At 70.1% G+C, this 21,856-nt stretch carries 16 protein-coding genes; 15 read left to right on the forward strand and 1 reads right to left on the reverse strand.

Going from position 1 to position 21,856, the window contains the following annotated elements; translation table 11 throughout:
- The first annotated feature begins 76 nt into the window (after window positions 1–76).
- On the forward strand, window positions 77–5,161 hold the full coding sequence (locus tag ACTJLD_RS39585; protein ID WP_440661539.1) for a trifunctional serine/threonine-protein kinase/ATP-binding protein/sensor histidine kinase: 5,085 nt from the start codon (window positions 77–79) through the stop codon (window positions 5,159–5,161).
- A 40-nt stretch (window positions 5,162–5,201) separates the two neighbouring features.
- Here ACTJLD_RS39585 and ACTJLD_RS39590 read toward each other — a convergent pair whose 3' ends face one another.
- Entirely contained in the window at window positions 5,202–6,473 is a 1,272-nt protein-coding gene (locus tag ACTJLD_RS39590; RefSeq protein WP_060084575.1) for an NAD(P)/FAD-dependent oxidoreductase, read from the reverse strand.
- Between the two features lie 217 nt (window positions 6,474–6,690).
- Between ACTJLD_RS39590 and ACTJLD_RS39595 the strand changes: the two genes are divergently transcribed.
- The 14 genes from ACTJLD_RS39595 (at window position 6,691) to ACTJLD_RS39660 (ending at window position 21,824) form a co-directional block, all read left to right on the forward strand.
- Window positions 6,691–6,963: a ubiquitin carboxyl-terminal hydrolase 14 gene (locus ACTJLD_RS39595; protein ID WP_027792630.1), complete on the forward strand. Its 273-nt coding sequence runs from the start codon at window positions 6,691–6,693 to the stop codon at window positions 6,961–6,963.
- A gap of 134 nt (window positions 6,964–7,097) precedes the next feature.
- Window positions 7,098–7,583 (forward strand): VOC family protein, encoded by a 486-nt coding sequence (locus ACTJLD_RS39600; protein ID WP_124536271.1) that lies wholly within the window; start codon window positions 7,098–7,100, stop codon window positions 7,581–7,583.
- 1 nt (window position 7,584) lies between these two features.
- Entirely contained in the window at window positions 7,585–8,811 is a 1,227-nt protein-coding gene (locus ACTJLD_RS39605; protein WP_440661541.1) for an FAD binding domain-containing protein, read from the forward strand.
- 64 nt (window positions 8,812–8,875) lie between these two features.
- Window positions 8,876–9,235, forward strand: a complete 360-nt coding sequence (locus tag ACTJLD_RS39610) for a DUF485 domain-containing protein (RefSeq protein WP_136470685.1) — start codon at window positions 8,876–8,878, stop codon at window positions 9,233–9,235.
- Window positions 9,232–10,890, forward strand: coding sequence for a cation acetate symporter (locus tag ACTJLD_RS39615; protein WP_440661543.1), 1,659 nt, complete (start codon window positions 9,232–9,234; stop codon window positions 10,888–10,890). The genes ACTJLD_RS39610 and ACTJLD_RS39615 overlap by 4 nt, the downstream gene beginning before the upstream one ends.
- Before the next feature lie 28 nt (window positions 10,891–10,918).
- The gene (locus ACTJLD_RS39620) at window positions 10,919–12,055 is read left to right on the forward strand and encodes an amidohydrolase family protein (RefSeq protein ID WP_230950879.1); all 1,137 of its coding nucleotides are present in this window, start codon (window positions 10,919–10,921) and stop codon (window positions 12,053–12,055) included.
- Window positions 12,056–12,220: 165 nt separating this feature from the next.
- Window positions 12,221–13,345 (forward strand): FAD binding domain-containing protein, encoded by a 1,125-nt coding sequence (locus tag ACTJLD_RS39625; protein WP_440661544.1) that lies wholly within the window; start codon window positions 12,221–12,223, stop codon window positions 13,343–13,345.
- Window positions 13,346–13,514: 169 nt separating this feature from the next.
- Window positions 13,515–13,760 (forward strand): hypothetical protein, encoded by a 246-nt coding sequence (locus ACTJLD_RS39630; protein WP_174394010.1) that lies wholly within the window; start codon window positions 13,515–13,517, stop codon window positions 13,758–13,760.
- On the forward strand, window positions 13,757–15,037 hold the full coding sequence (locus ACTJLD_RS39635) for a c-type cytochrome (RefSeq protein ID WP_440661545.1): 1,281 nt from the start codon (window positions 13,757–13,759) through the stop codon (window positions 15,035–15,037). Before ACTJLD_RS39630 ends, ACTJLD_RS39635 begins: the two co-directional genes overlap by 4 nt.
- Window positions 15,034–15,534, forward strand: a complete 501-nt coding sequence (locus ACTJLD_RS39640; RefSeq protein ID WP_027792623.1) for a (2Fe-2S)-binding protein — start codon at window positions 15,034–15,036, stop codon at window positions 15,532–15,534. The genes ACTJLD_RS39635 and ACTJLD_RS39640 overlap by 4 nt, the downstream gene beginning before the upstream one ends.
- Complete coding sequence (locus ACTJLD_RS39645; RefSeq protein WP_124840936.1) at window positions 15,534–17,795, forward strand: xanthine dehydrogenase family protein molybdopterin-binding subunit; 2,262 nt, start codon at window positions 15,534–15,536, stop codon at window positions 17,793–17,795. The genes ACTJLD_RS39640 and ACTJLD_RS39645 overlap by 1 nt, the downstream gene beginning before the upstream one ends.
- A 75-nt stretch (window positions 17,796–17,870) precedes the next feature.
- The gene (locus ACTJLD_RS39650) at window positions 17,871–18,788 is read left to right on the forward strand and encodes a LysR family transcriptional regulator (protein WP_059693325.1); all 918 of its coding nucleotides are present in this window, start codon (window positions 17,871–17,873) and stop codon (window positions 18,786–18,788) included.
- Window positions 18,789–19,318: 530 nt separating this feature from the next.
- On the forward strand, window positions 19,319–20,536 hold the full coding sequence (locus ACTJLD_RS39655) for an MFS transporter (RefSeq protein ID WP_027792620.1): 1,218 nt from the start codon (window positions 19,319–19,321) through the stop codon (window positions 20,534–20,536).
- Window positions 20,537–20,711: 175 nt separating this feature from the next.
- Window positions 20,712–21,824 carry an alkene reductase gene (locus ACTJLD_RS39660; RefSeq protein ID WP_440661548.1) on the forward strand — a complete coding sequence of 371 codons (1,113 nt, stop codon included), beginning with the start codon at window positions 20,712–20,714 and terminating at the stop codon, window positions 21,822–21,824.
- Window positions 21,825–21,856 lie beyond the last annotated feature (32 nt).

Raw genomic sequence — 21,856 nt, forward strand, 5'->3', positions numbered from 1 at the left:
TGCCGTTGCGTCCCGTTCCATCCAGCCTGCCCTCATCGTGAACCAACCCTTGCGTAAGCCCGACGACACGAACCGAATGGATGCCGACTGGCTGGCACGCGCCCGCCTGTCGAACGCAGTCCGTGCAGACGACGTGCTGTACTTCGACCTGACCGACGCCGAGACCGGACGCGTGTGGTCCGCGTGCCGGACCGGCTGGGAATCCGACGGGCGCTGCCGGCAATTCGAGCGCGAGTACGCATTGAACGGCGTGCTGGATCCGGCATGGGCGCTGCTGCCGGCCGCGCTGATCCGCGCGGCGGACGGCCCGGTGCTCGTCTTTCCGCGTGTCGACGGACGCGCGTTCGACACGCTCGCCGGCGCGCAGCTGCCGCTCGACGCGTTTCTCGACACGGCGATCCACGCGGTGCGCACGCTCGGCGCGCTGCATCGGCTCGGCTGGCTGCACGGCGACCTGCAACCGGCCAGTTTCGTCGCCCTGCCCGACGGCACGGTCATGCTGCGCGCGTTCGCGCATGCGCGAAATCGTCGGACGGAACACGCCGCGGCGGAGCCGCTGCGCGCGGAATTCGCCGCGTATGCGGCCCCCGAAGTCTCCGAGGGGGCGGACATCGACGAGCGCTCCGACCTGTATGCGCTCGGCATCACGCTGTTCCGCCTGCTGACGGGTGCACTCCCGTACAAGGCGGCGTCGACGTCCGAATGGGTGCACGCGCACGTCGCGATGCAGCCGTCGCCGGCCACGGGGCTGCGCAACGACCTGCCCGCGATCCTGAGCGACCTGCTGCTGAAGCTGATCGCAAAGGAGCCGGCCGAGCGCTACCCGTCCTGCGACGCGGTACAGCACGATCTCGAACGCATCCGGCGCGACTGGCTGGCAGCCGGCCGGGTCGAGCCGTTCACGCTCGGCGGCAGCGATCCGCTCGCCGGTTTGCGCACGCCCGACCGGCTGGTCGGCCGGGAAGCCGAATCGCGCCGGCTCGCGGCCGCGCTGGCCGCGGTCCTGCAGACCGGCGAGGCGGCCATCGTCCTGGTGGACGGGCCGCCCGGCGTCGGCAAGACCGCGCTGACCGAGGACTTCATGCGCGCGTCGCGCGCGACATCGCGTACGGCCTGGTGCACGTCGGCGAAGGTCGACCAATTCCAGCCGGCCCGGCCCTACGCGCCGGTGCTGGCGGCGCTGCGCGCACTGTTCGGCAGCGTGCTCGCCCGGCGCGACGACGAAATCGCCGCGATCGTCGCACGGCTGCGCGCGTGCATCGGCGCCCAGGCCAGCCTGCTGTCCCGCATCTTTCCGGAGATCGCGTGGCTGCTCGATGTCGAGCCCGTCGCGTTCGGCCATACCGACGCGATCCCGGAGTTTCATCTGTGCCGGATCGTCGTGAACGCGTTCCGCGCCTTCGCGACACCGGCCGAGCCGCTGGTGATGACGCTCGATGACGTCCAGTGGGCCGACGACGCGACGCTCGCGTTCCTCGCGTCGGTCGCGCTCGATCCGCCGCCCCACGTCTGCATCGTCGCCGGTTATCGCAGCGGGTCGCAGCACGATCACCCGCCGGCGTTCCGCCGCTTCCTGCAGCAGCTCGCCCCCGCGCGCGTGTCGGCGCTGACGCTGGCGCCGCTCGACGCGCCCGGCGTCACGCACATGCTGGCCGGCCTGCTCGGTGAAGCGCCGGACCGGCTGTCCGTGCTCGGCGACATCGTGACGCGGCGGACCGGCGGCAATCCGTTCTACGTACAGCAGTTCGTGCGCACGCTGATCGACGAGCAACTGCTCGCCTACGACCCGGTGCGGCGGACATGGCAGTGGCAGCCGGCCGACCTCGACGCGCACCACCTCGCCGAGAATGTCGTGAGCCTGCTTGCCGTCCGCATCCAGCGGCTGCCGCACGAATCCAGAACGCTGCTGTCGCTGCTGGCCTGCATCGGCACCGATGCCGACGTCGCGCTGTTGTGTGCCGCCGCCGGGAAGACGCGCGCCGAACTCGCGTTCTGGATGGACCCCGTGCGCCACGCCGGCCTCGCGTCGCACGCCGATGACCGCTGGCGTTGCGTGCACGACCGCGTCATCGAGTCCGTTCACGCGCTCGCCGGGCGGGCGGAGCGCGCGCAGTGCCACGCCCGGATCGCCGCCGCGATGCTGGCGCGCCCGGGTGCCCGAGCGACCGAAGCGCTGCTGGAACTGGCCGCCCAGATCGAGCAGGCGCGCACCGCGCCGCTCGACCGCACGCTCGCGCTCGCCTTCGCGGACGCGCTGGTCGCAGCCGCGGAAGCGGCGGCCACGGTCGCCGCGCGCGATCGCGCGCTGTCGTTTCTCGCGTGCGCGCAGACGCTGCTCGGCCCGCATGCGTGGGCGCAGCATTACGGCCTCGCGAGCCGCATCGGCATGCTGCGCGGCGGCCTGCTGCTCGCGACCGGCGCGACCGCGCAGGCATCGAGCACGATCGACGAGCTGATGGCGCGCACGCGCACGCCGGCCGACCGCGCCGAGGCCCACCGGCTGAAGGCCGCGCAGCTCACGGTCGAGTCGCGCTACCGGCAGGCGGTCGACGTCGCGCTCCAGGGGCTGGCGCTGCTCGGCGTGACGCTGCCGGCCGCGCCGACCGCCGCCGATCTCGCGGCGGCCGGCGACGCCGTGCGCGACGCGCTCGCCGGCCGTGCGATCGGCGATCTGGTCGGGCTGCCCGTGATGACGGACTCGCGCGTCGAAGCGACGATGGCCCTGCTGACCGCGCTCGAAGCCGCGATGTTCTACCCGAGCGGCGGGCTGCCGCTGCTGCATTTCGCGACGATGGTCCGGCTGACGCTGCAGCACGGCGTCACCGCCGCATCGGTGCAGGGGCTCGCGTGGTACGGCGTGAGCATCGCCGAGCATCACGGCGCGTATGAAGACGGCTTCGAATTCGCGAAGGTCGCGCTCGCGCTGGTCGATCGCCACGGCTTCGAGCGTTACCGCTCGGCGACGCTGATCGCGCTCGACCAGGTGAGCGTGTGGACCCAGCCGCTGTCTTACGCGCTCGAACGCGCACGCGAAGCGAAAGCGGCCGGCAATGCGAGCGCCGAGCTGCGCTGGATGTGCTACAGCTGCAACCACATCGTCAGCGACCTGCTGTCGATGGGCGAAGCGCTGCCGGCGATTCGCGACGAGATCGATCCGTTGCTCGCGATCGCGCGCGGCGCGCGTTACGACGACATCGTCGACCTCGTGTCCACCCAGTCGGAATTCGTCGACGCGCTGCAGTTCGGCTACGACCGGCCGGTCGGCACGTGGCGCATGCGCGTGTCGACGAAAACGCCGATGTCGGTCCTGCAGTTCTGGACCGACGTGCTTGCGGGCCAGGCGGCGTTCATCTTCGGCGATGCACCCGCGGCACGCGCGTCGCTCGACGCGGCCGCGGCAAGCGCGTGGTCGACGCCCGCGCACATCATGACGTCCGATTTCCACCTGTTCAGCGTGCTCGCCGGCATCGCGGCCGACGGCGGCGCGACGCCGGCCGGGCCGCTGCTCGAACGCTTCGCGCCGCAGCGCGCGCGCTTCGCCGGCTGGAGCGAGCGGAATCCGGCGACGTTCCGCAACAAGCTCGCGCTGATCGACGCCGAATTCGCGCGCGTGCGCGGCGACCACGTCGCGGCGATGCAGCAGTACGACGCGTCGGCCAGCCTCGCCGCGGAACGGGGTTTCGTGCACGAACAGGCGCTTGCGCACGAACTGGCCGCGCGCCACGCGATGTCGCTCGGGCTCACCGGCCCGGCGCGCCATCAGTGGCGGCTCGCGCATGCGTGCTACCGGCGCTGGGGCGCGACCGGCAAGGCGCAGGCGCTGGAAGCGCAGCACACGTTCCTCGTGATGGAGCCGCCGCCGGGCGGCGCGGCCGTGCCCGCGCGCGAAGACCTCGATTTCGCGCTCGCGATGCGCGCATCCCATTCGTTATCCGAGGAAATCGTGCTGGAGCGCCTGATCCAGACGCTGATGCGCAACATGATCGTGTACGCAGGTGCCGGCTACGGCCTGCTGCTGCTCGCCCGCAACGACCGGCTGACGATCGAGGCCGCCGCGCGGATCGTCGACAGCGACGTGGTCGTCGAGATCGCCCGCAGCGAACCCACCGAGCACGATGTCCCGCTGTCGATCCTGAACACCGTCGCGCGCACCCGCAAGCCGGTCGTGCTCGCGAACGCGCAGCGCGAGGGCCTGCCCGACCACGTCGACAGCCTGCGCGCGCACCCCACGCGTTCGCTGTTCTGCCTGCCGCTGCTGAAGCAGGGTGTGCTGATCGGCGTGCTGTACCTGGAGAACGCGCTGAGCAACGGCGTGTTTTCGCCGCGCCGCATCGCGATGCTCGAAATGCTCGCGCCGCAGGCGGCCAACGCGCTGGAGTCCGCGCGGCTGTACGCGGAACTGATCGACGAAAACGCGCGCCGGCTCGAAACCGAGGCCGCGCTGCGGCATGCGCGCACCGAGCTCGCGCGCACCGCGCACATGACCGTGATGGGCGAGCTGGCCGCGTCGATCGCGCACGAGATCAACCAGCCGCTGACGAGCATCGTGTCGAGCGCCGGCGCGGGCATGCGCTGGCTGCGCGGCACCCCGCCCGATCTCGACGAGGCGCTCGCGAGCCTCGACGACATCCGCGCGTCCGGCGTCCGCGCGGCCGACATCGTGCGCGCGCTGCGCTCGCTCGCCCGCCAGGCGCCGCCCGCGCTCGCGCCGCTCGCGATCGACGACCTGATCCGCGACATGCTGCACCTCACCGCGACCGAAATCGACGCGAAGCAGGTCGCGCTGCGCGTCGACCTGCATTGCGCCGCGATCCGCGTGATGGCCGATCGCACGCAGATCCAGCAGGTGATCCTGAACCTCGTCACCAACGCGCTCGACGCGATGGACGGGCAGGCCGCATCGCGCGAACTCGACATCGCGTCGCAGGCCGGCGACGGCTACGCGACCGTCTCCATCGCCGACCGCGGCGCGGGCATCGACGCCGGGATCGCGAACCGGATCTTCGACGCGTTCTTCACGACGAAATCGAACGGCATGGGGATGGGTCTCGCGATCTGCCGCTCGATCGTCGAAGCGCATGGCGGCACGCTCGAAGCCGCGCCGCGCGGCGACGGCGGGTCCGTGCTGACGTTCCGGCTGCCGGTGTCGACGGCGGGCTGACGCAAGCGACCGGCGCGGGCCGGCACCCGCGCCGCGCGATTCAGGTTCCGCTCGGGCGGTGCGCGTCCTCGCCGAGGAACCGGTGCACGAACGTCACGGCCATCGCCCCTTCGCCGACCGCCGACGCCACCCGCTTGACCGACCCCGAACGGACGTCGCCCGCCGCGAACGAGCCGGGCACGCTGGTTTCCAGGTAGTACGGCCGGCGCTCGAGCGGCCACACGCGCGCGAAGTCCGGACAGTCGTACAGGTCGCTGCCCGTCACCAGGTAGCCGCCTGGATTGCGGATGATGTCGGTGTCGCGCGCCCATTCGGTGTTCGGCGCGCCGCCGATGCAGACGAACAGGTGCGTGGCCGGCAGCACGTCGCGCGCGCCGTCTTCCGTGCGCAGCACGATCGCCTCGAGCCGGCCGTCGCCCTGCAGTGCGTCGACGGTCGTGCCGTAGCGTACCGTCACGTTCGGCATGCGCTCGATCCGGTCGATCAGATAGCGCGACAGCGTCGCCGCGAGCGACGCGCCCCGGACGATCATCGTGACTTCGCGCGCGTGCCGCGCGAAGTTCATCACGGCCTGCCCGGCCGAATTGCCGCCGCCGACGATGAACACGTGCTTGCCCTCGCACATCGGCGCTTCGCTCGATCCCGCGCCGTAGTACAGGCCCGCGTTGAGAAACCTCGATTCGTCGGGCAGGCCGAGACTGCGGTATTCGATCCCCGTCGCGCAGATGTTCGAGCGCGCGGTCAGGATCGAGCCGTCGGCCATGTCGACGCGGATCTTGCCGTCGACGAACGTCGCATGCACGCCCTCGCGCATCATCAGCAACTCGACGCCAAACTTCACCGCCTGCTGGCGCGCGCGTTCCGCCAGCTCGGCGCCCGGGATGCCGTCCGGAAAGCCCATGTAGTTCTCGATCAGCGAACTCGTGCCCGCCTGCCCGCCGATCGCGTCGCGTTCGATCACGACGGCCCGCAGCCCCTCGGACGCCGCATAGACGGCCGCCGACAGGCCGGCCGGGCCGGCGCCGTAAATCGAGACGTCGTACTCGATGAAGCGCGGCCGGGAGACCCAGCCGAGCTTCGCGGCGATCTCCGGCAGCGTCGGCTGGTAGATGCACGTGCCGTCCGGAAACACGACCACCGGCAGCCGGACGTCGCGCAGCGGCGCGATGCCCAGCTCGCGCACGCAATCGGTGTCGGACGTCAGCTCGCACCATTCGTACTCGACCACGCCGCGCTTCAGGAAGTCGCGGATCGCGTAGGCCTCCTTGCTGTGAGGCAGGCCGATGACCTTGACATGCTGCGACTGCGCCATGAGCGTCTCCCGGTGACCGCGTGTCGGATCCCGGCCGGCTCCCGCGCCGGCCGTACGCGTGACTGTACGTCGTCATCGCCGCCGCGGCCGCCGCATTTCATAAGAATTAAGGTCCGCGCGCGATGCGCGCCGTCCACAATGAATCGGGTTTCCCCCGCTCGCAGCTTCGCGCCGGCCGCGCTGCGAGCGCCCCCCGGCGCCGGCATCGGAGCGACAGATGGCCACGACCTGCACCCATCTCGGTGAAGCGCGCATCCTGAACACCGACAAGGACTACTGCGAGGAATGCGTGAAGTCCGGCAGCCGATGGGTGCATTTGCGCCTGTGCCTGAGCTGCGGGCATGTCGGCTGTTGCGACTCGTCGCCGAACCGTCACGCCAGCCGGCATTTTCATGAAACGACACACCCGCTCGCCCGTTCGATCGAGCCCGGCGAGCGCTGGGTCTGGTGCTATGCGGACGACGTGATGGCCGGCGAAATCACGCCGTAACCCGCCGCGCACCTCTATCCGGCACCGTTTTCGACCGAGGGTATACACGGTTCGATCGCGGCTTCTTCTCGCCGCTTTTTTCGACTAGTATTTATCGAACGATAACTTATCTATCGATAAACAAGAGGTTCGTCATGACGGTATCCAGACTCGCGCACTACTCGATCCGCACGCTCGATCTCGAGCGATCGTGCCGGTTCTACGAACGTGTGCTCGGCTTCAAACGCGGCTACCGGCCGCCGTTCGATTTTCCCGGCGCATGGCTCTACAAGGGCGGCGACGAAAGCGATTACGGCACGGTCCACATCATCGGCGTCGACCCGGCCAACCCGGACGGGCTCGCGGCCTACCTCGGCGACAAGACGCTGCCGGCGTCGGGCACCGGCACGGTCGACCACATCGCATTCCTCGCGACCGGCGTCGAGGCGATGTGGGACACGCTGCGCGCCGAACACGTCGCGTGGCGCGATCGCACCGTGCCGAGCCTCGGGCTGCACCAGGTGTTCATCGAGGACCCGTCCGGCGTGACGATCGAACTCAACTTCCCCGCCGCCGAAGTCGCGGGGTTGGCACTGCCCGCCGCCGTACCGGCCGGCGGCTCGCAAGCACACGGAGACTGACATGAACCACGGCACTTCGACCAAACGCCGCGCCGCGATCGTCGGCGGCTCGCTGGGCGGCCTGTTTGCCGCGAATCTCCTGCTGCGCAACGGCTGGGACGTGGACGTGTTCGAACGGGTGCCCGACGCGCTGTCGGGCCGCGGCGCCGGGATCGTCACGCACCCCGAACTGTTCGACGTGATGCGCGCCGCGGGCGTGCGCATCGACGCGTCGATCGGCGTGAAGGTCGAGTCGCGGATCACGCTGGGCCGCGACGGCACCGTCGTATCGGAACGCCGGATGCCGCAGACGCTCACCGCCTGGAGCAAGATGTACCACGTGCTGCGCGCGGCGCTGCCCGACCAGCATTACCGCGCGGGCGCGGTCGTCACCGACGTCGCGGACGGCCCCGGGCACGCGTCGGTCACGCTCGCCGACGGCTCGGTCGTGCATGCCGACCTCGTCATCGCGGCCGACGGCTTCCGCTCGGCGATCCGCGAGAAATTCCTGCCGGACGCGCGGCTGCAATATGCGGGCTACGTCGCGTGGCGCGGGCTGGTCGACGAACCCGGGCTGTCGGAGTCCACCCACGCGACGCTGTTCGGGAATTTCGCGTTCGGCCTGCCGCCGCACGAACAGATCCTCGGTTATCCGGTCGCCGGCCAGGGCAACAGCACGAAGCCGGGCGAGCGCCGCTACAACTTCGTGTGGTATCGCGCGACCCGCGAGGAGACCGACCTGCCGAACCTGCTGACCGACGCGACCGGCAAGCTGTGGGCGGGCGGCATTCCGCCGACGCTGATCCGGCGCGAGGTGCTCGACGACATGGAAGACGCCGCGCACGCGCTGCTGGCGCCGCAGTTCGCCGAGGTCGTCGCGCGCGCGACGCAGCCGCTGTTCCAGCCGATCTACGACCTCGAAGTGCCGAACATGGCGTTCGGCCGGATCGCGCTGCTCGGCGACGCCGCGTTCGTCGCGCGGCCGCATTGCGGGATGGGCGTCACGAAGGCCGCTGGCGATGCCCTCGCGCTCGTCACGGCACTCGCCAAACGCGCCGACACGCTCGACGCGCTGTGCGAATACAGCGAGACGCGCACGGCATTCGGCGCGGCGATCGTGGAGCACGCGCGTCACCTCGGCGCCTACATGCAGGCGCAACTGAAGAACGACACCGAGCGCGAAATGGCCGAGCGCTATCGCACGCCGGAAGTCGTGATGCGGGAAACCGCCGTTCCGCCGCATTTCTGAGCACGCACGGCGCCCGTCGCCAAGCCAAGCCATGCCAGGCCATTCCAGACGAGAAGGAGACACCGTGAACCACCCGCTTTCGGCTACCGCCGGCACCGCGCCCGAACCGGCCGCACCGTCACATGCCACGCATCCGCTGCTGCGCGATGCCCGCTTTCGCGAACACGTCCGGCGCAGAAGGCTGTTCGCCTGGTCGCTGACGTTCGTCATGCTCGCCCTCTATTTCGCGTTCATCCTGACGCTGGCGTTTTCGCCGACGCTGCTCGGCGCGCCGATCGTGCCGGGCCGGCCGACTCCGTGGGGCATCCCGGTCGGGTTCGGCATGTTCGTCGCAACGTTCGCGCTGGTCGCGCTTTACGTGTTCCGCGCCAATGCGGTGCACGACACGGTCGTCGCGGCCCTTCGCCACGGAGACGCATCATGAAACGCCTGCTCCCCGCACTGCTCGCCGCTTGCAGCTGTGCACCGGCGTTCGCGGCCGGCCCCGCCGCGCTCGCGCACGGGCACAATCCGGTCGCGATCGGCATGTTCGTCGTGTTCGTCGCGTCGACGCTCTTCATCACGCGCTGGGCCGCGCGCAAGAACCACAGCGTGGCCGACCACTACGCGGCGGGCGGCAAGATCACCGCGTTCCAGAACGGCTGGGCGATCGCCGGCGACTACATGTCGGCCGCGTCGCTGCTCGGCATCTCCGCGCTGGTGTTCACGAGCGGCTACGACGGGCTGATCTATTCGGTCGGGTTTCTCGCGAGCTGGCCGATCATCCTGTTCCTGATCGCCGAGCCGCTGCGCAACCTCGGCAAGTACACGCTCGCCGACGTCGTGTCGTATCGCCTGCGGCAACGGCCGATCCGCGCGTTCGCGGCGTCGAGCTCGATCGTCATCGTGCTGCTGTATCTCGTGTCGCAGATGGTCGGCGCGGGCAAGCTGGTCGAACTGCTGTTCGGCCTGAACTACACGGTCGCGGTGCTGATCGTCGGCGTGCTGATGGTCGTCTACGTGTTCTTCGGCGGGATGCTGGCCACCACCTGGATCCAGATCATCAAGGCCGTGCTGCTGCTCGCCGGCGCGGCGTTCATGGCGATCATGGTGCTGAGCCGTTTCGGCTTCAGCCTCGACGCGCTGTTCGCGCAGGCGATTCTCGTTCACCCGAAACACGCGGCGATCATGCGCCCTGGCGGGCTGGTGTCCGATCCGGTCTCGGCCGTGTCGCTCGGCCTCGCGCTGATCTTCGGCACCGCGGGCCTGCCGCACATCCTGATGCGCTTCTTCACGGTCGGCGACGTCAAGGCGGCCCGCAAGAGCATCCTCTACGCAACCGGGATCGTCGGCGCCGGCTACGTGCTGATCGTCGTCATCGGCTTCGGCACCATCGCGCTCGTCGCGTCGGACCCGCAGTACCACGACGCGTCCGGCGCGATCGCCGGCGGCGCGAACATGGTGGCGATCCACCTCGCGCACGCGGTCGGCGGCAACGTGTTCCTCGGCTTCATCTGCGCGGTCGCGTTCTCGACCATCCTGGCCGTGGTCGCCGGGCTCACGCTCGCGGGTTCGTCGGCGATCTCGCACGACCTCTACGCGAACGTGCTGCGGCGCGGGCAGGCGTCCGACCGGGACGAAATGCGCGTGGCGCGCGCCACGACCGTCGTGCTCGGCGTGCTCGCGATCCTGCTCGGCATCGCGTTCGAGAAGCAGAACATCGCGTTCATCGTCAGCCTCACGTTTTCGATCGCGGCCAGCTCGAATTTCCCGGTGCTGCTGCTCTCGATCTACTGGCGCGGGCTGACGACGCGCGGCGCGGTGCTGGGCGGCCTGCTCGGGCTCGCCACCGCGGTGACGCTCACCGTGCTGAGCCCGACCGTGTGGGTCCAGGTACTGGGCCATGCGCACGCGGTCTATCCGTACGAATACCCGGCGCTGTTCTCGATGGCGGCGGCCTTCGCCGGCGTCGTCCTGTTCTCCGTCACCGATCGCTCGGCGCGTGCGCAACGCGAACGCCAGCAATTCGACACGCAACTCGTCGCGTGCGAGATGGGCCTCACGGCGGGCACCACCACGACCATCACGCAACGCGGCTGAACCGCACGTCACGCACCCCCGATACACCATGAGAGACACCATGCTGAATTGCACCTGCTGCCCGTCGCCGGGACGCCGCCGCCTGCTCGGCGCGCTTGCCGCGTTCGCGGGCACCGCCGTCGCCGGACAGTCCGCGTCGGCCGCCGGCAGCGCCGGCACCCCGGCCGCGTTGCCGCCGCACCGGCCGCGCTCGATCGACATCCACGCGCATTACTACCCGGAGAGCTTCTGCGACCTGGTCGGTGGCGAAGGCAAGCGCTTCGGCGGCTCGTTCGTGTGCGACGACACGTCGTTCACGTTCCGCACGCCCGCCGGCGGCCTCGGCCCGCTGCCGATGAAGTTCATCGACGTCGACGCGCGGCTCAAGGACATGGATGCGTCCGGCGTCGACGTGCAGGCGCTGTCGCTCAGCGTGCCGATGGCGTACTGGGGCGACCGGCCGTTCAACGCGAAGCTCGCGCGCGACTGGAATGCATCGGCGTCGCGCGTCTACCAGCGGCACCCGACGCGCTTCGTCGTGCTCGCGACGCTGCCGATGCTGAACGCGGCCGACGCGATCGACGAACTCGAACGCGCCGCGCAATTGCCGGGCGTGCGCGGCGTGTACATGGGCACCAACATCGACAACCGCGATCTCGACGATCCGCTGTTCGCGCCCGTGTTCGCCCGCATCGAGCAGTTGGGCCTGCCGGTGTTCCTGCATCCGCAGCAGACGGTCGGCGGCGCGCGGCTCGGCGATTTCTACCTCAGCAACCTGCTCGGCAACCCGTTCGATACCGCGATCGCGGGCTCGCACCTGATCCTCGGCGGCGTGCTCGACCGCTACCCGACGCTGGAAATCACGTTGCCGCACGCGGGCGGCGCGCTGCCGATCCTCGTCGGGCGCCTCGACGCGGGCTGGACCGTGCGGCCCGAAACGCGCCGGCTCGCGCAGAAGCCCAGCAGCTACCTGCGGCGCTTCAGCTACGACACGGTGTCGCATTCGGGCCCCGTGCTGAACTTCCTGATCGAGAACGTCGGCGTGGACCGGCTCGTGCTCGGCAGCGACTACTGTTTCGACATGGGCTACGAGCAGCCGGTGCGCTTTCTCGACCGTGTCGACCTGAGCGCGCAGCAGCGCGCGATGATCCTCGGCGGCAATGCGGGCAAGCTGCTGCGGATCTAGCGGGCCGGCGCGCGGCGGCCTGCCCGCCGCGCTTGCACCGTCGGCGCAGCCCGCGGCCGGACATGGCAAGATCCGCAGCAGCCGTGGCCGCAGGCGCGCGGCGCCGTGCATCACGACGCCTGGCCGGCGGCGCACGCCATCGGCCGCACACCGGAGTCACCCACGATGAAGATAGTCATTGCAGGCGGATCGATCGCCGGTCTCGCGGCCGCGCTGACGCTCGACTGCGTCGGACACGACGTGACGGTCTGCGAACGCTCGCCGTCGCCGCTGCGCGGCCAGGGCGGCGGCGTGGCCGTGTTGCGCCGGATGATGGCGTTTCTCGAACAGCATGGCCGGCATTGCCGCCACGCGATCAGCGTGCCGACACACCGGCGGCGCTGGATCGATCGCGACGGCATCGTCACGCGCGACGAGCCCGAGATGCTGCCGTTTTCGTCGTGGGACGCCGTCTACCGCTCGCTGTGCGAAACGCTGCCGCACGGGCGCATCCGGTACGGCCGCACGGTCACCGGCTTCGACCAGGACGCCGACGGCGTCGACGTCCACCTCGGCGACGAACGCCTCCGCGCGGACGTGCTGATCGCCGCCGACGGGGCCGGCTCGACCCTGCGCGCGCAGCTCTTTCCCGGTTATGCGCCGTCGTTCGCCGGTTACCTCGCGTGGCGCGGGATCGTCGACGAAGCGGCTTTCGACGCCGCGTCGATCGCGCCGCTGGTCGAGAACATGACGCTGCACAAGGCGCCGGGCGAGCTGTTCATGGCGTTCCTGATTCCCGCGCTCGACGGCTCGCTCGTGCCGGGCACGCGCCGCTTCAACTGGCTGTGGTATCGCAACGAAGCCGATCGCGACGCGCTGCGCCACCACCTGACCGATCGGGCCGGCCACGTCCATCACGCGTCCGTGCATCCGGGGCAGCTCGCCGACGACGTCGTCGCGACGCTGCGGCAACTCGCCGGCGAACGCCTGCCGGCCCCGCTCGCGCAACTGGTGCACGCGACGCGCATGCCGTTCAACCAGGCGATCTTCGACGCGTTGAGCCCCGCGTTCGTCGATGGCCGCGTCGCGCTGATCGGCGATGCGGCGTGCACCGTGCGCCCGCATACCGCATCGGGCACGTCGAAGGCCGCGAGCGATGCGGTGTCGCTCGCCGAAGCGCTGCCGGCGGACGCGACCGACGTCGTCGCGCGCCTCGCGCAATGGTCGGCGCGACGGCGCGACGAAGTGACGTCGCTGCTCGAGAAGGGCCCGCAGCTGGCCGCGGCGTTCGGCCTCGGCACACCGCGCTGACACGGCGGCGCCCGCGCCGGGCCGCGTCGCGGCGGAGTTCAGAACGTTTCAGCGCAGTTTCAGGAAATGCCGCCGACGCCCACGTAGACTGCCCTCCATCATCCGCCTCGCACACGATGACGCGATTGCGCCATTGCCCGCGCGGCCTCCCCATACCTGGAGCAACGACATGATCTCCGCCGCGAACCGCTGCCACCGGGCCGCCTCGCCATGGCCGGATCGCCCGGCGATGCGCCGCCGTCATCCGGCCGCGTCGACCGGAACGACCGCCGCCGGCACGCGCGAGCCCGACCTTCCATCCTGCCCCGCGTGCCGCGGCAGCCGAAACCGCGCCGTCGCGCGCGGCCGGCATCCGCGCCATTGCCCCGCCGCTCGAACGATCGCCGGCGAACCGGTTCGCGTGGAGCGCGCATGAAGCACAAACGACTCTGGTTCGGCGCGGCCGGCATCGCGGTCGTCGGCCTGGCGGTCGCGATCGGCATCATGGTCAAGCCGTCGATCGCGCCGATCGATCCGCCCGCCCGCGCGTCGTTCGATCCGCAACTCGTTCGCGCCGGTGCGCGCGTGGTCGCGCTCGGCGATTGCGTCGTGTGCCACACCGCGAACGACGGCAAGCCGTTCGCCGGCGGGCTGCCGCTCGCGACGCCGTTCGGCACGATCTACGCGACCAACATCACGCCGGATGCCGACACCGGCATCGGCCGCTGGTCGCGCGACGCGTTCGCACGCGCGCTGCGCAGCGGGATCGCCCGCGACGGCCATCCGCTCTACCCGGCATTTCCGTACATCCACTTCACGCGGATGTCCGACGACGACATCACGGCCGCCTATGCGTACCTGATGACCCGCGAACCGGTGCGGACGAAAACTCCGTCGAACGACCTGATCTTCCCGCTGAACTTCCGGCCGCTGGTCGCGTTCTGGAACGTGCTGTTCCTGCGCGAAGGCGCGTACCGGCCCGACCCGTCGCAATCCGCGCAATGGAATCGCGGCAAGCTGCTCGTCGACGGCCTCGGGCACTGCGCGTCGTGCCATTCGCCGCTCAATGCGATCGGCGGCGAACAGGCCGGCAAGGCGTTCGACGGCGGCATCGTCGACGGCTGGGAGGCGCCGCCGCTCAATGCGCTCGGCAGCGCGGTCAAGCCGTGGACGCAGGCCCAGCTCGTCACCTACCTGCGCACCGGCCGCGCGAGCGAGCACGGCGCGGCGGCCGGCCCGATGCTGCCCGTCACGCGCGATCTCGCGACCGTGCCGCAGGAGGACGTCGAGGCGATCGCCGCGTACATCCTGTCGATCCAGAAGCCGGCGCCCGCCCGGCCCGCGACGGCCGGTGCCGGACACGGCCCGACGACGCCCGCCGGCCAGCGCGGCGCGGTGCTGTTCCAGGCGTCGTGCGCGCAGTGCCACGGGCCGGCAGCGCCGATGCAGTCGATCGGCGAGCGGCCGACGCTCGCGTTCAGCACGGCCGTCGCCGCCGATACGCCGCGCAACGCGATCCAGATGATGTTCAACGGGATCGGCTGGCAGGGCGAAGACACGCTGAACTACATGCCGTCGTTCATCGACCAGTACGACGACGCGCAGATCGCGGACCTCGCCGCGTACCTGCGGGAAACGTATTCCGATCGTCCCGCGTGGAGCGGCGTCGACACCCTGGCCGCGAAGCTCAGAAAGGAGGACAGCGCGCGATGATCACCCTCACCGTCAACGGCGTGCGGCACACGCTCGACATCGATCCGTCCACGCCGCTGCTGTACGCGCTGCGCAACGACCTGCACCTGCACGGCGCGAAGTTCGGCTGCGGCCTCGGGCAATGCGGCGCATGCACCGTGATCGTCGACGACAAGCCGATGTTCTCGTGCCTGATTCCGGTGTCCGCGCTCGGCGAGCGCCGCGTGCGGACCCTCGAAAGCCTCGGCACCGCCGGGCATCCGGGCAAGCTGCAGCAGGCGTTCATCGATCACCAGGCCGCGCAGTGCGGGTATTGCATCGCGGGCATGATCATGCGCGCGCAGGCGCTGCTTGAGCGCAACCCGAAACCCACCGAACACGAACTGCGCACCCAGATGGAACCGAACCTGTGCCGCTGCGGCACGCACATGCGGATCCTGGCGGCGATCCGCCAGGTCGCCGGCCTGCCCGACCCGGAGCCGGCCGCCGCGCCCGTCATGATCAGCAAGGGACTCTGATGAACCCACCCGACGACATCGACGAAAGCCGCCGGCACTTCATGGTTTCCGGCGCGCTCTTCGTCGCGTTCAGCCTCGCGCCGGTCACGCGTGCCGCCGCGCAGCTCGTGATCGCGGACGAAGGCGCCGCCGTTCACGTCGCCAAGGCGACCGAAACGCTGGCCGGTAGCCTGAAGACCAACCCGCTGCTGGACGCATGGATCAGGATCACGCCCGACGGCAAGGTCACCGTGTTCACCGGCAAGGTGGAGCTCGGCACCGGCGTGCGGACCGCGCTGCTGCAGGTGGCGGCCGAGGAGCTGAACATGAAGCCCTCGCTGATCACGTTCCTGACGGCCGACACCGGCGCGTCGCCGGACGAGGGCCTGACGGCCGGCAGCCACACGATGGCCGACAGCGGCTCCGCGTTGCTGAACGCGGCCGCGCAGGTGCGCGGGCTGCTGGTCGACGGCGCGGCGAAACAGTTTGGCGTCGAGGCGCGCACGCTTACCGTCGCCGACGCGGTGATCAAGGCGCCGGACGGCCGCACGATGCGCTACGGCGACGCGGTGCGCACGGTCGACCTGCACCGCAACGCGACGCCGACGTCGCCGCTGAAGCCGCCGGCCACGTTCTCGGTGATCGGCACGTCGCTGCCGCGCGTGGACATTCCGAACAAGGTCACGGGCGGCGTCAGCTACGTGCAGGACATGGAGCTGCCCGGCATGCTGCACGCGCGTGTCGTGATGCCGCCCGTGTACGACGCGAAGCTGCTGTCGTTCGACGAAGCCGCGATCCTGAAGATGCCCGGTGTCGTGCGGATCGTGCGCAACGGCAGCATGCTCGCGGTCGTCGCGCAGGGCGAATGGCAGGCGGTCGTCGCGCAGCGCGCGCTGGCCGCCGGCAGCCGCTGGTCGCCCGGCCGCGCGCTGCCCGAGCGCGGCACCGTGCACCAGGACCTGAAGCGGATCGCGACGCAGCGCATCGAGATCGCGAACACGAAGGGCAACACCGCGCCGGCCACGAAGACGCTGTCCGCGACGTTCCTGAAGAACTACCTGCTGCACGGCTCGATCGGGCCGTCGTGCTCGGTCGCGCATCTCGAGAACGGCATGCTGACCGTGTGGACCCACTCGCAGGGTGTGTATCCGCTGCGCGACGCGCTCGCCGAGATGCTGTCGATGCCGAAGGCGAGCGTGCGCTGCATCCACACCGAGGGTTCCGGCTGCTACGGGCACAACGGTGCGGACGACGTGGCCGCGCACGCGGCACTGATCGCTGCGGCGCTGCCCGGCAAGCCGATCCGCGTGCAATGGATGCGCGAGCAGGAACATACGTGGGACCACTTCACGCCCGCGATGGTCACCGAGCTCAGCGCGTCGCTCGACGCGAGCGGCCATATCGTCGACTGGAACTACGCGCTGTGGAGCAGCTCGCACAACGAACGGATCGTCAATGCGGGCCGGCTGCTGCCCGCGCGGATGCTCGAGCCGCCGTTCGTGCCCGCGCCGTCGACGCCGATGCTGCAGCCCGAGGGCGGCGGCGATCGCAACGCGATCCCGCTGTACGCACTGCCGACCATGCACATCGTCAACAACTTCTCGCCGACGATGCCGCTGCAGACCTCGGCGATGCGCTCGCTCGGCGCGCACACCAACGTGTGGGCGATCGAGAGCTTCATGGACGAGCTCGCGCACGCCGCCGGCGTCGATCCGGTCGAATTCCGGCTGCGGCACTTGCAGGATCACCGCGCGAGCCAGGTGATCAAGCTCGCCGCGACGAAATTCGGCTGGCCCCGGCCGCCGCGCGAACGCAACCGCGGCGTCGGTTTCGCGTTCGGCAAATACAAGAACCTGATGGCCTACGTCGCGATGGCGGTCGAGATCACGGTCGTGCCGGAAACCGGCCACGTGACGCTCGAGCGCGCGGAAGTGGCCGTCGACGCGGGCCAGGTCGTGTCGCCGGACGGCATCCGCAACCAGATCGAAGGCGGCATCGTGCAGGCCGCGAGCTGGACACTGTACGAGGCGCTGAAATACGATACGCAGCGCATCCGCAGCTTCGACTGGAGCAGCTACCCGATCCTGCGTTTCGGCACGGCACCGCAAAGCATCAAGGTGCACCTGATCAACCGCCCGGGCGCGCCGTTCCTCGGCGCGGCCGAGGCGTCGATGGGGCCGACCGCGGGCGCGCTGGCCAACGCGATTTTCGATGCGACGGGCCAGCGGATGCGCGAAATGCCGTTCGCGGGCGACGGGCTCAGGAAGCGCATCGACGCGTAGCGGCGGTACCCCGACATAAAAGCCGCGCCGGCATGCACCGGCGCAGGCAACGAACAGGCTGGAGATTTCCGAACGATGGATACCTTGCTTTCGATGCGCGTGTTCACGCGCATCGTCGAAACGGGCAGCTTCACGCGCGCGTCCGACACGACCGGGCTGACGACGCCGCGCGTCTCCGCGCTGCTGAGCACGCTCGAACAGCATCTCGGCTGCCGGCTGCTGAACCGCACCACCCGCCGGATCTCGCTGACCGAGGACGGACAGGCCTACTACGAGCGCTGCATCGGCGTGCTGCGCGAGATCGACGACATGGAGGCGGCCGTCTCGCAGGCGCGCAACGTGCCGCGCGGCCGCCTGAAGGTGAACCTGCCGCCGGCGATGGCCAAGCAGATCATGGTGCCCGCGCTGCCCGAGTTTCTCGCCGCGCATCCGGGCATCTCGGTCGAACTCGGCGTGACCGACCGGCAAATCGACCTCGTCGGTGAAGGCGTCGATTGCGTCGTGCGCATCGGTGCGCTCGACGACTCGGGGCTGGTCGCGAAACGGATCGGCAGCCTGACCACCTGCACGTGCGCGGCGCCCGCGTATCTCGAGCGCTGCGGCGCACCCGAAACCGTCGACGATCTCACGCAGCACATCGCGGTCAGCCACATGTCGGCCGATACGGGCCGGCCGCGGCCGTGGGACTACGTGGTTGATGGCGAAACGCGCATCATGCAGATGTGCGGCACCGTCGCGGTCAACGATGCCGACACCTACATCGCATGCGGCCTCGCCGGCATCGGCCTGATCAAGACCTCGCTGTACCTGGTCGAGCCGTACCTGCAATCGGGGCGCCTGCGCGAGGTGCTGACCGATTTCAACACGCCGCCGCGGCCGATCTCGATCCTGTATCCGCCCAACCGGCATACGCCCGTCAAGCTCAAGGTGTTCGTCGACTGGCTCGCCGGGCTGTTCGCGCAGATTCCGACGCTGCAGGGGCAGCGCCGCTGACGCCCGCCGTCGATGCCCGTCGCTGAAACCGCGCGGCCGCGCCCGCGCGCGCACCGCATCGATCAAGTGAATTAAGACGCGGTTTAGGACTATTCAGTCCGCCCGATCCAGACTGCTCTCAGGGGCCTTGCGATCCGCGATATCCGCGCCGGAGGCCCGTTTCGAGAGGCCCGACATGACGATCGCGACCGCCGGCCCGTCCGTCCAGGACGTTTTCGATGTCCTCGACCCCGCGTTTGCGCACGCGCCGCGTCGCAGCGGCCGCCCTCGCCCTCGCCGGCATGCGGCTCGCGACCGGTCTCGGCCTCGCCCCCTCACATGAATCCGCACGCGCTCCGACCCCTTTGCGTGGCACGCAAAGCTCGATTGCGCGCCGGCCGTATTCCCTTGTTATCGCTCGATCAATAACCTTGACGGCAATGCGGCGGCTTGCGTTTCGCCGCGGTGAACACCGGAACAACCGAACACCCGTATCCCATCACGCCCGCCCGACGACCGGGCACCCGACATCTCTTTCGAAGGAGTCGACCATGTCAGCAGAATCCACCCCGCTCGCGGCCCACGGGCACGCAGCCAAGCTCACGCAGGGCCTCATCCTGCTGTTCGCGTTCAGTTGCGGCGCGATCGTCGCGAACCTGTACTACGCACAGCCGATCACCGAACTCATCGCGCCCAGCCTGCACATGTCCGGCGCAACCGCGAGCCTGATCGTGTCGCTGACGCAGATCGGCTATGCGTTCGGCCTGTTCTTCATCGTGCCGCTCGGCGACCTGCTCGAGAACCGCAAGCTGATGATCGTCACGGCCGTCGTGTCGATCGCGAGCCTCGCGGCGGCGGCCGTCGTGCAGACGCCCGGGCTGTTCCTCGCGATCTCGCTGCTGATCGGCTTCAGCTCGGTCGCGGTGCAGATCCTGGTGCCGCTCGCCGCGCACCTCGCGCCCGATCATTCGCGCGGCCGCGTGGTCGGCACGATCATGGGCGGGCTACTGCTCGGCATCCTGCTCGCCCGCCCGCTGTCGAGCGTGGTGGCCGACGCGTTCGGCTGGCGCTTCGTGTTCGCGGCCGCCGCGGTGCTGATGACGCTCGTGACCGCCGTGCTCGCGCTGACGATCCCGTCGCGCCAGCCCGATCACCGCGCGACCTATTTCGAGCTGATCGGCTCGCTGCTGCACCTGGTCCGCACGATGCCGGTGCTGCGCCATCGCGCGTTCTACCAGGGCCTGATGTTCGCGTCGTTCAGCCTGTTCTGGACCGCCGTGCCGGTCGAACTCACGCGCCACTACGGCCTGTCGCAATCGGCCATCGGCCTGTTCGCGCTGGTCGGGGCGATCGGCGCGACGTCGGCCCCGGTCGCCGGCCGCCTCGCCGATGCCGGCCACGGCGTGCGGGCGACGCTGATCGCGCTGGTCGCCGGCGCGCTGTCGTACGCGGTCGCGCTGATCCACGGCGCCGGCCTGTACGGCCTCGTCGTCACCGGCATCGTGCTCGACTTCGCGGTGCAGATGAACATGGTGCTCGGCCAGCGCGAGATCTATGCGCTGCACGCGGCAAGCCGCAACCGGCTGAACGCGCTGTACATGACGAGCATCTTCGTCGGCGGCGCGATCGGCTCCGCGCTCGCGAGCCCGCTGTACGAACACGGCGGCTGGCCGCTCGTGGCCGCGGTGGCCGGCGCGTTCCCGGTCGTCGCGCTCGCCCACTACCTCGCGATCGGGCGTCCGCACGCACGACGCCACGCCCAGTCCTGAACCGGCGCCGGCACCGGTTCACGCGCGGCGCCCTCCGGGCCGCTCGCGCGCCGGAACGCTGCCGGCACGTTACCCCCGTCTTTCTTTCCCGAACTTTCCGCAGGGCCCGCCGCCTGACCGGTCGCCACCACGCGACACGCGGCGCCGCCCTGCCTCACACAAAAAGGAATCCATCATGTCTTCCCTGCTCAGCCACTACGACCTGCGCGGCCTGCCGCTTCCCAACCGTGTCGTGATGGGGCCGATGACGCGCTCGCGCGCGCCGTCGCGCGGCCAGCCGACCGAACTGATGGCCGAGTACTACGCGCAGCGCGCGTCCGCCGGCCTGATCGTGACCGAGGCGACCAACGTCAGCCCGGCTTCCGCCGCGTTCGAACTGACGCCGGGGCTCGTCACCGACGAGCAGGCGGCCGGCTGGAAGCAGGTCACCGACGCCGTGCATGCGAACGGCGGCCGGATCTTCGCGCAGCTGTGGCACGGCGGCCGCGTGAGCTCGCTGACGCTGCTCGGCGGCGACGCGCCGCTGTCGCCGTCCGGCGTGAACGACGATCTCGAGCAGTTGCAGGTGTGGGCGCAGTTGCAGAACGGCTATTACACGAAGATTCACGCGACGCCGTCGCGCGCGATGACGACGGACGAGGTGGCCGACACGGTCGACGAATTCCGCGACGCGGCCGTACGCGCGATGGCGGCCGGCTTCGACGGCGTCGAGATCCACGCGGCCAACGGCTACCTGCCGCACCAGTTCCTGTCGTCGACGCTGAACCGCCGCGACGACCGATACGGCGGCTCGGTCGCGAACCGCGCGCGCTTCCTTGAGGAGATCGTCGACGCCGTCGGCGCCGTGATGCCGCTCAGCCGCGTGGGCGTGCGCATCTCGCCGTACGCGAAATACAACAACGTGCGTGACGCGGATCCGGATACGACGTACGCGTACGTCGGCCGCATGCTCGACGAAGCAGGCGTCGCCTATGTGCACGCGGCGGACACCAACGGCTGGAGCGGCGAGCCCGACCTGCCGCGCATCGTCGCGAACACGCGCAAGCATTTCGGCGGCACGCTGATCGTCAACGGCGGCATCGCGCCGGATGCAGCGAACGCGCTGATCGACGCGGGCGACGCCGATCTCGTCGCGTTCGCGCGGGCGTACATCGCGAACCCCGATCTGGTCGAACGCCTTGCGGCGAATGCACCGCTCGCCGCGCCGAAGGCAGTCGGCTGGTACGGCGGCGACCGCGCGGGCTACGCCGACTATGCGCGTCACGACGCGGCGGGCGTGAGTGCGTAAGCGCCCGGGTGCGCAGGCGCGCGAGCGCCTGT

It is taken from the genome of Burkholderia sp. 22088, assembly GCF_052045915.1.
Taxonomy (GTDB): domain Bacteria; phylum Pseudomonadota; class Gammaproteobacteria; order Burkholderiales; family Burkholderiaceae; genus Burkholderia; species Burkholderia cepacia.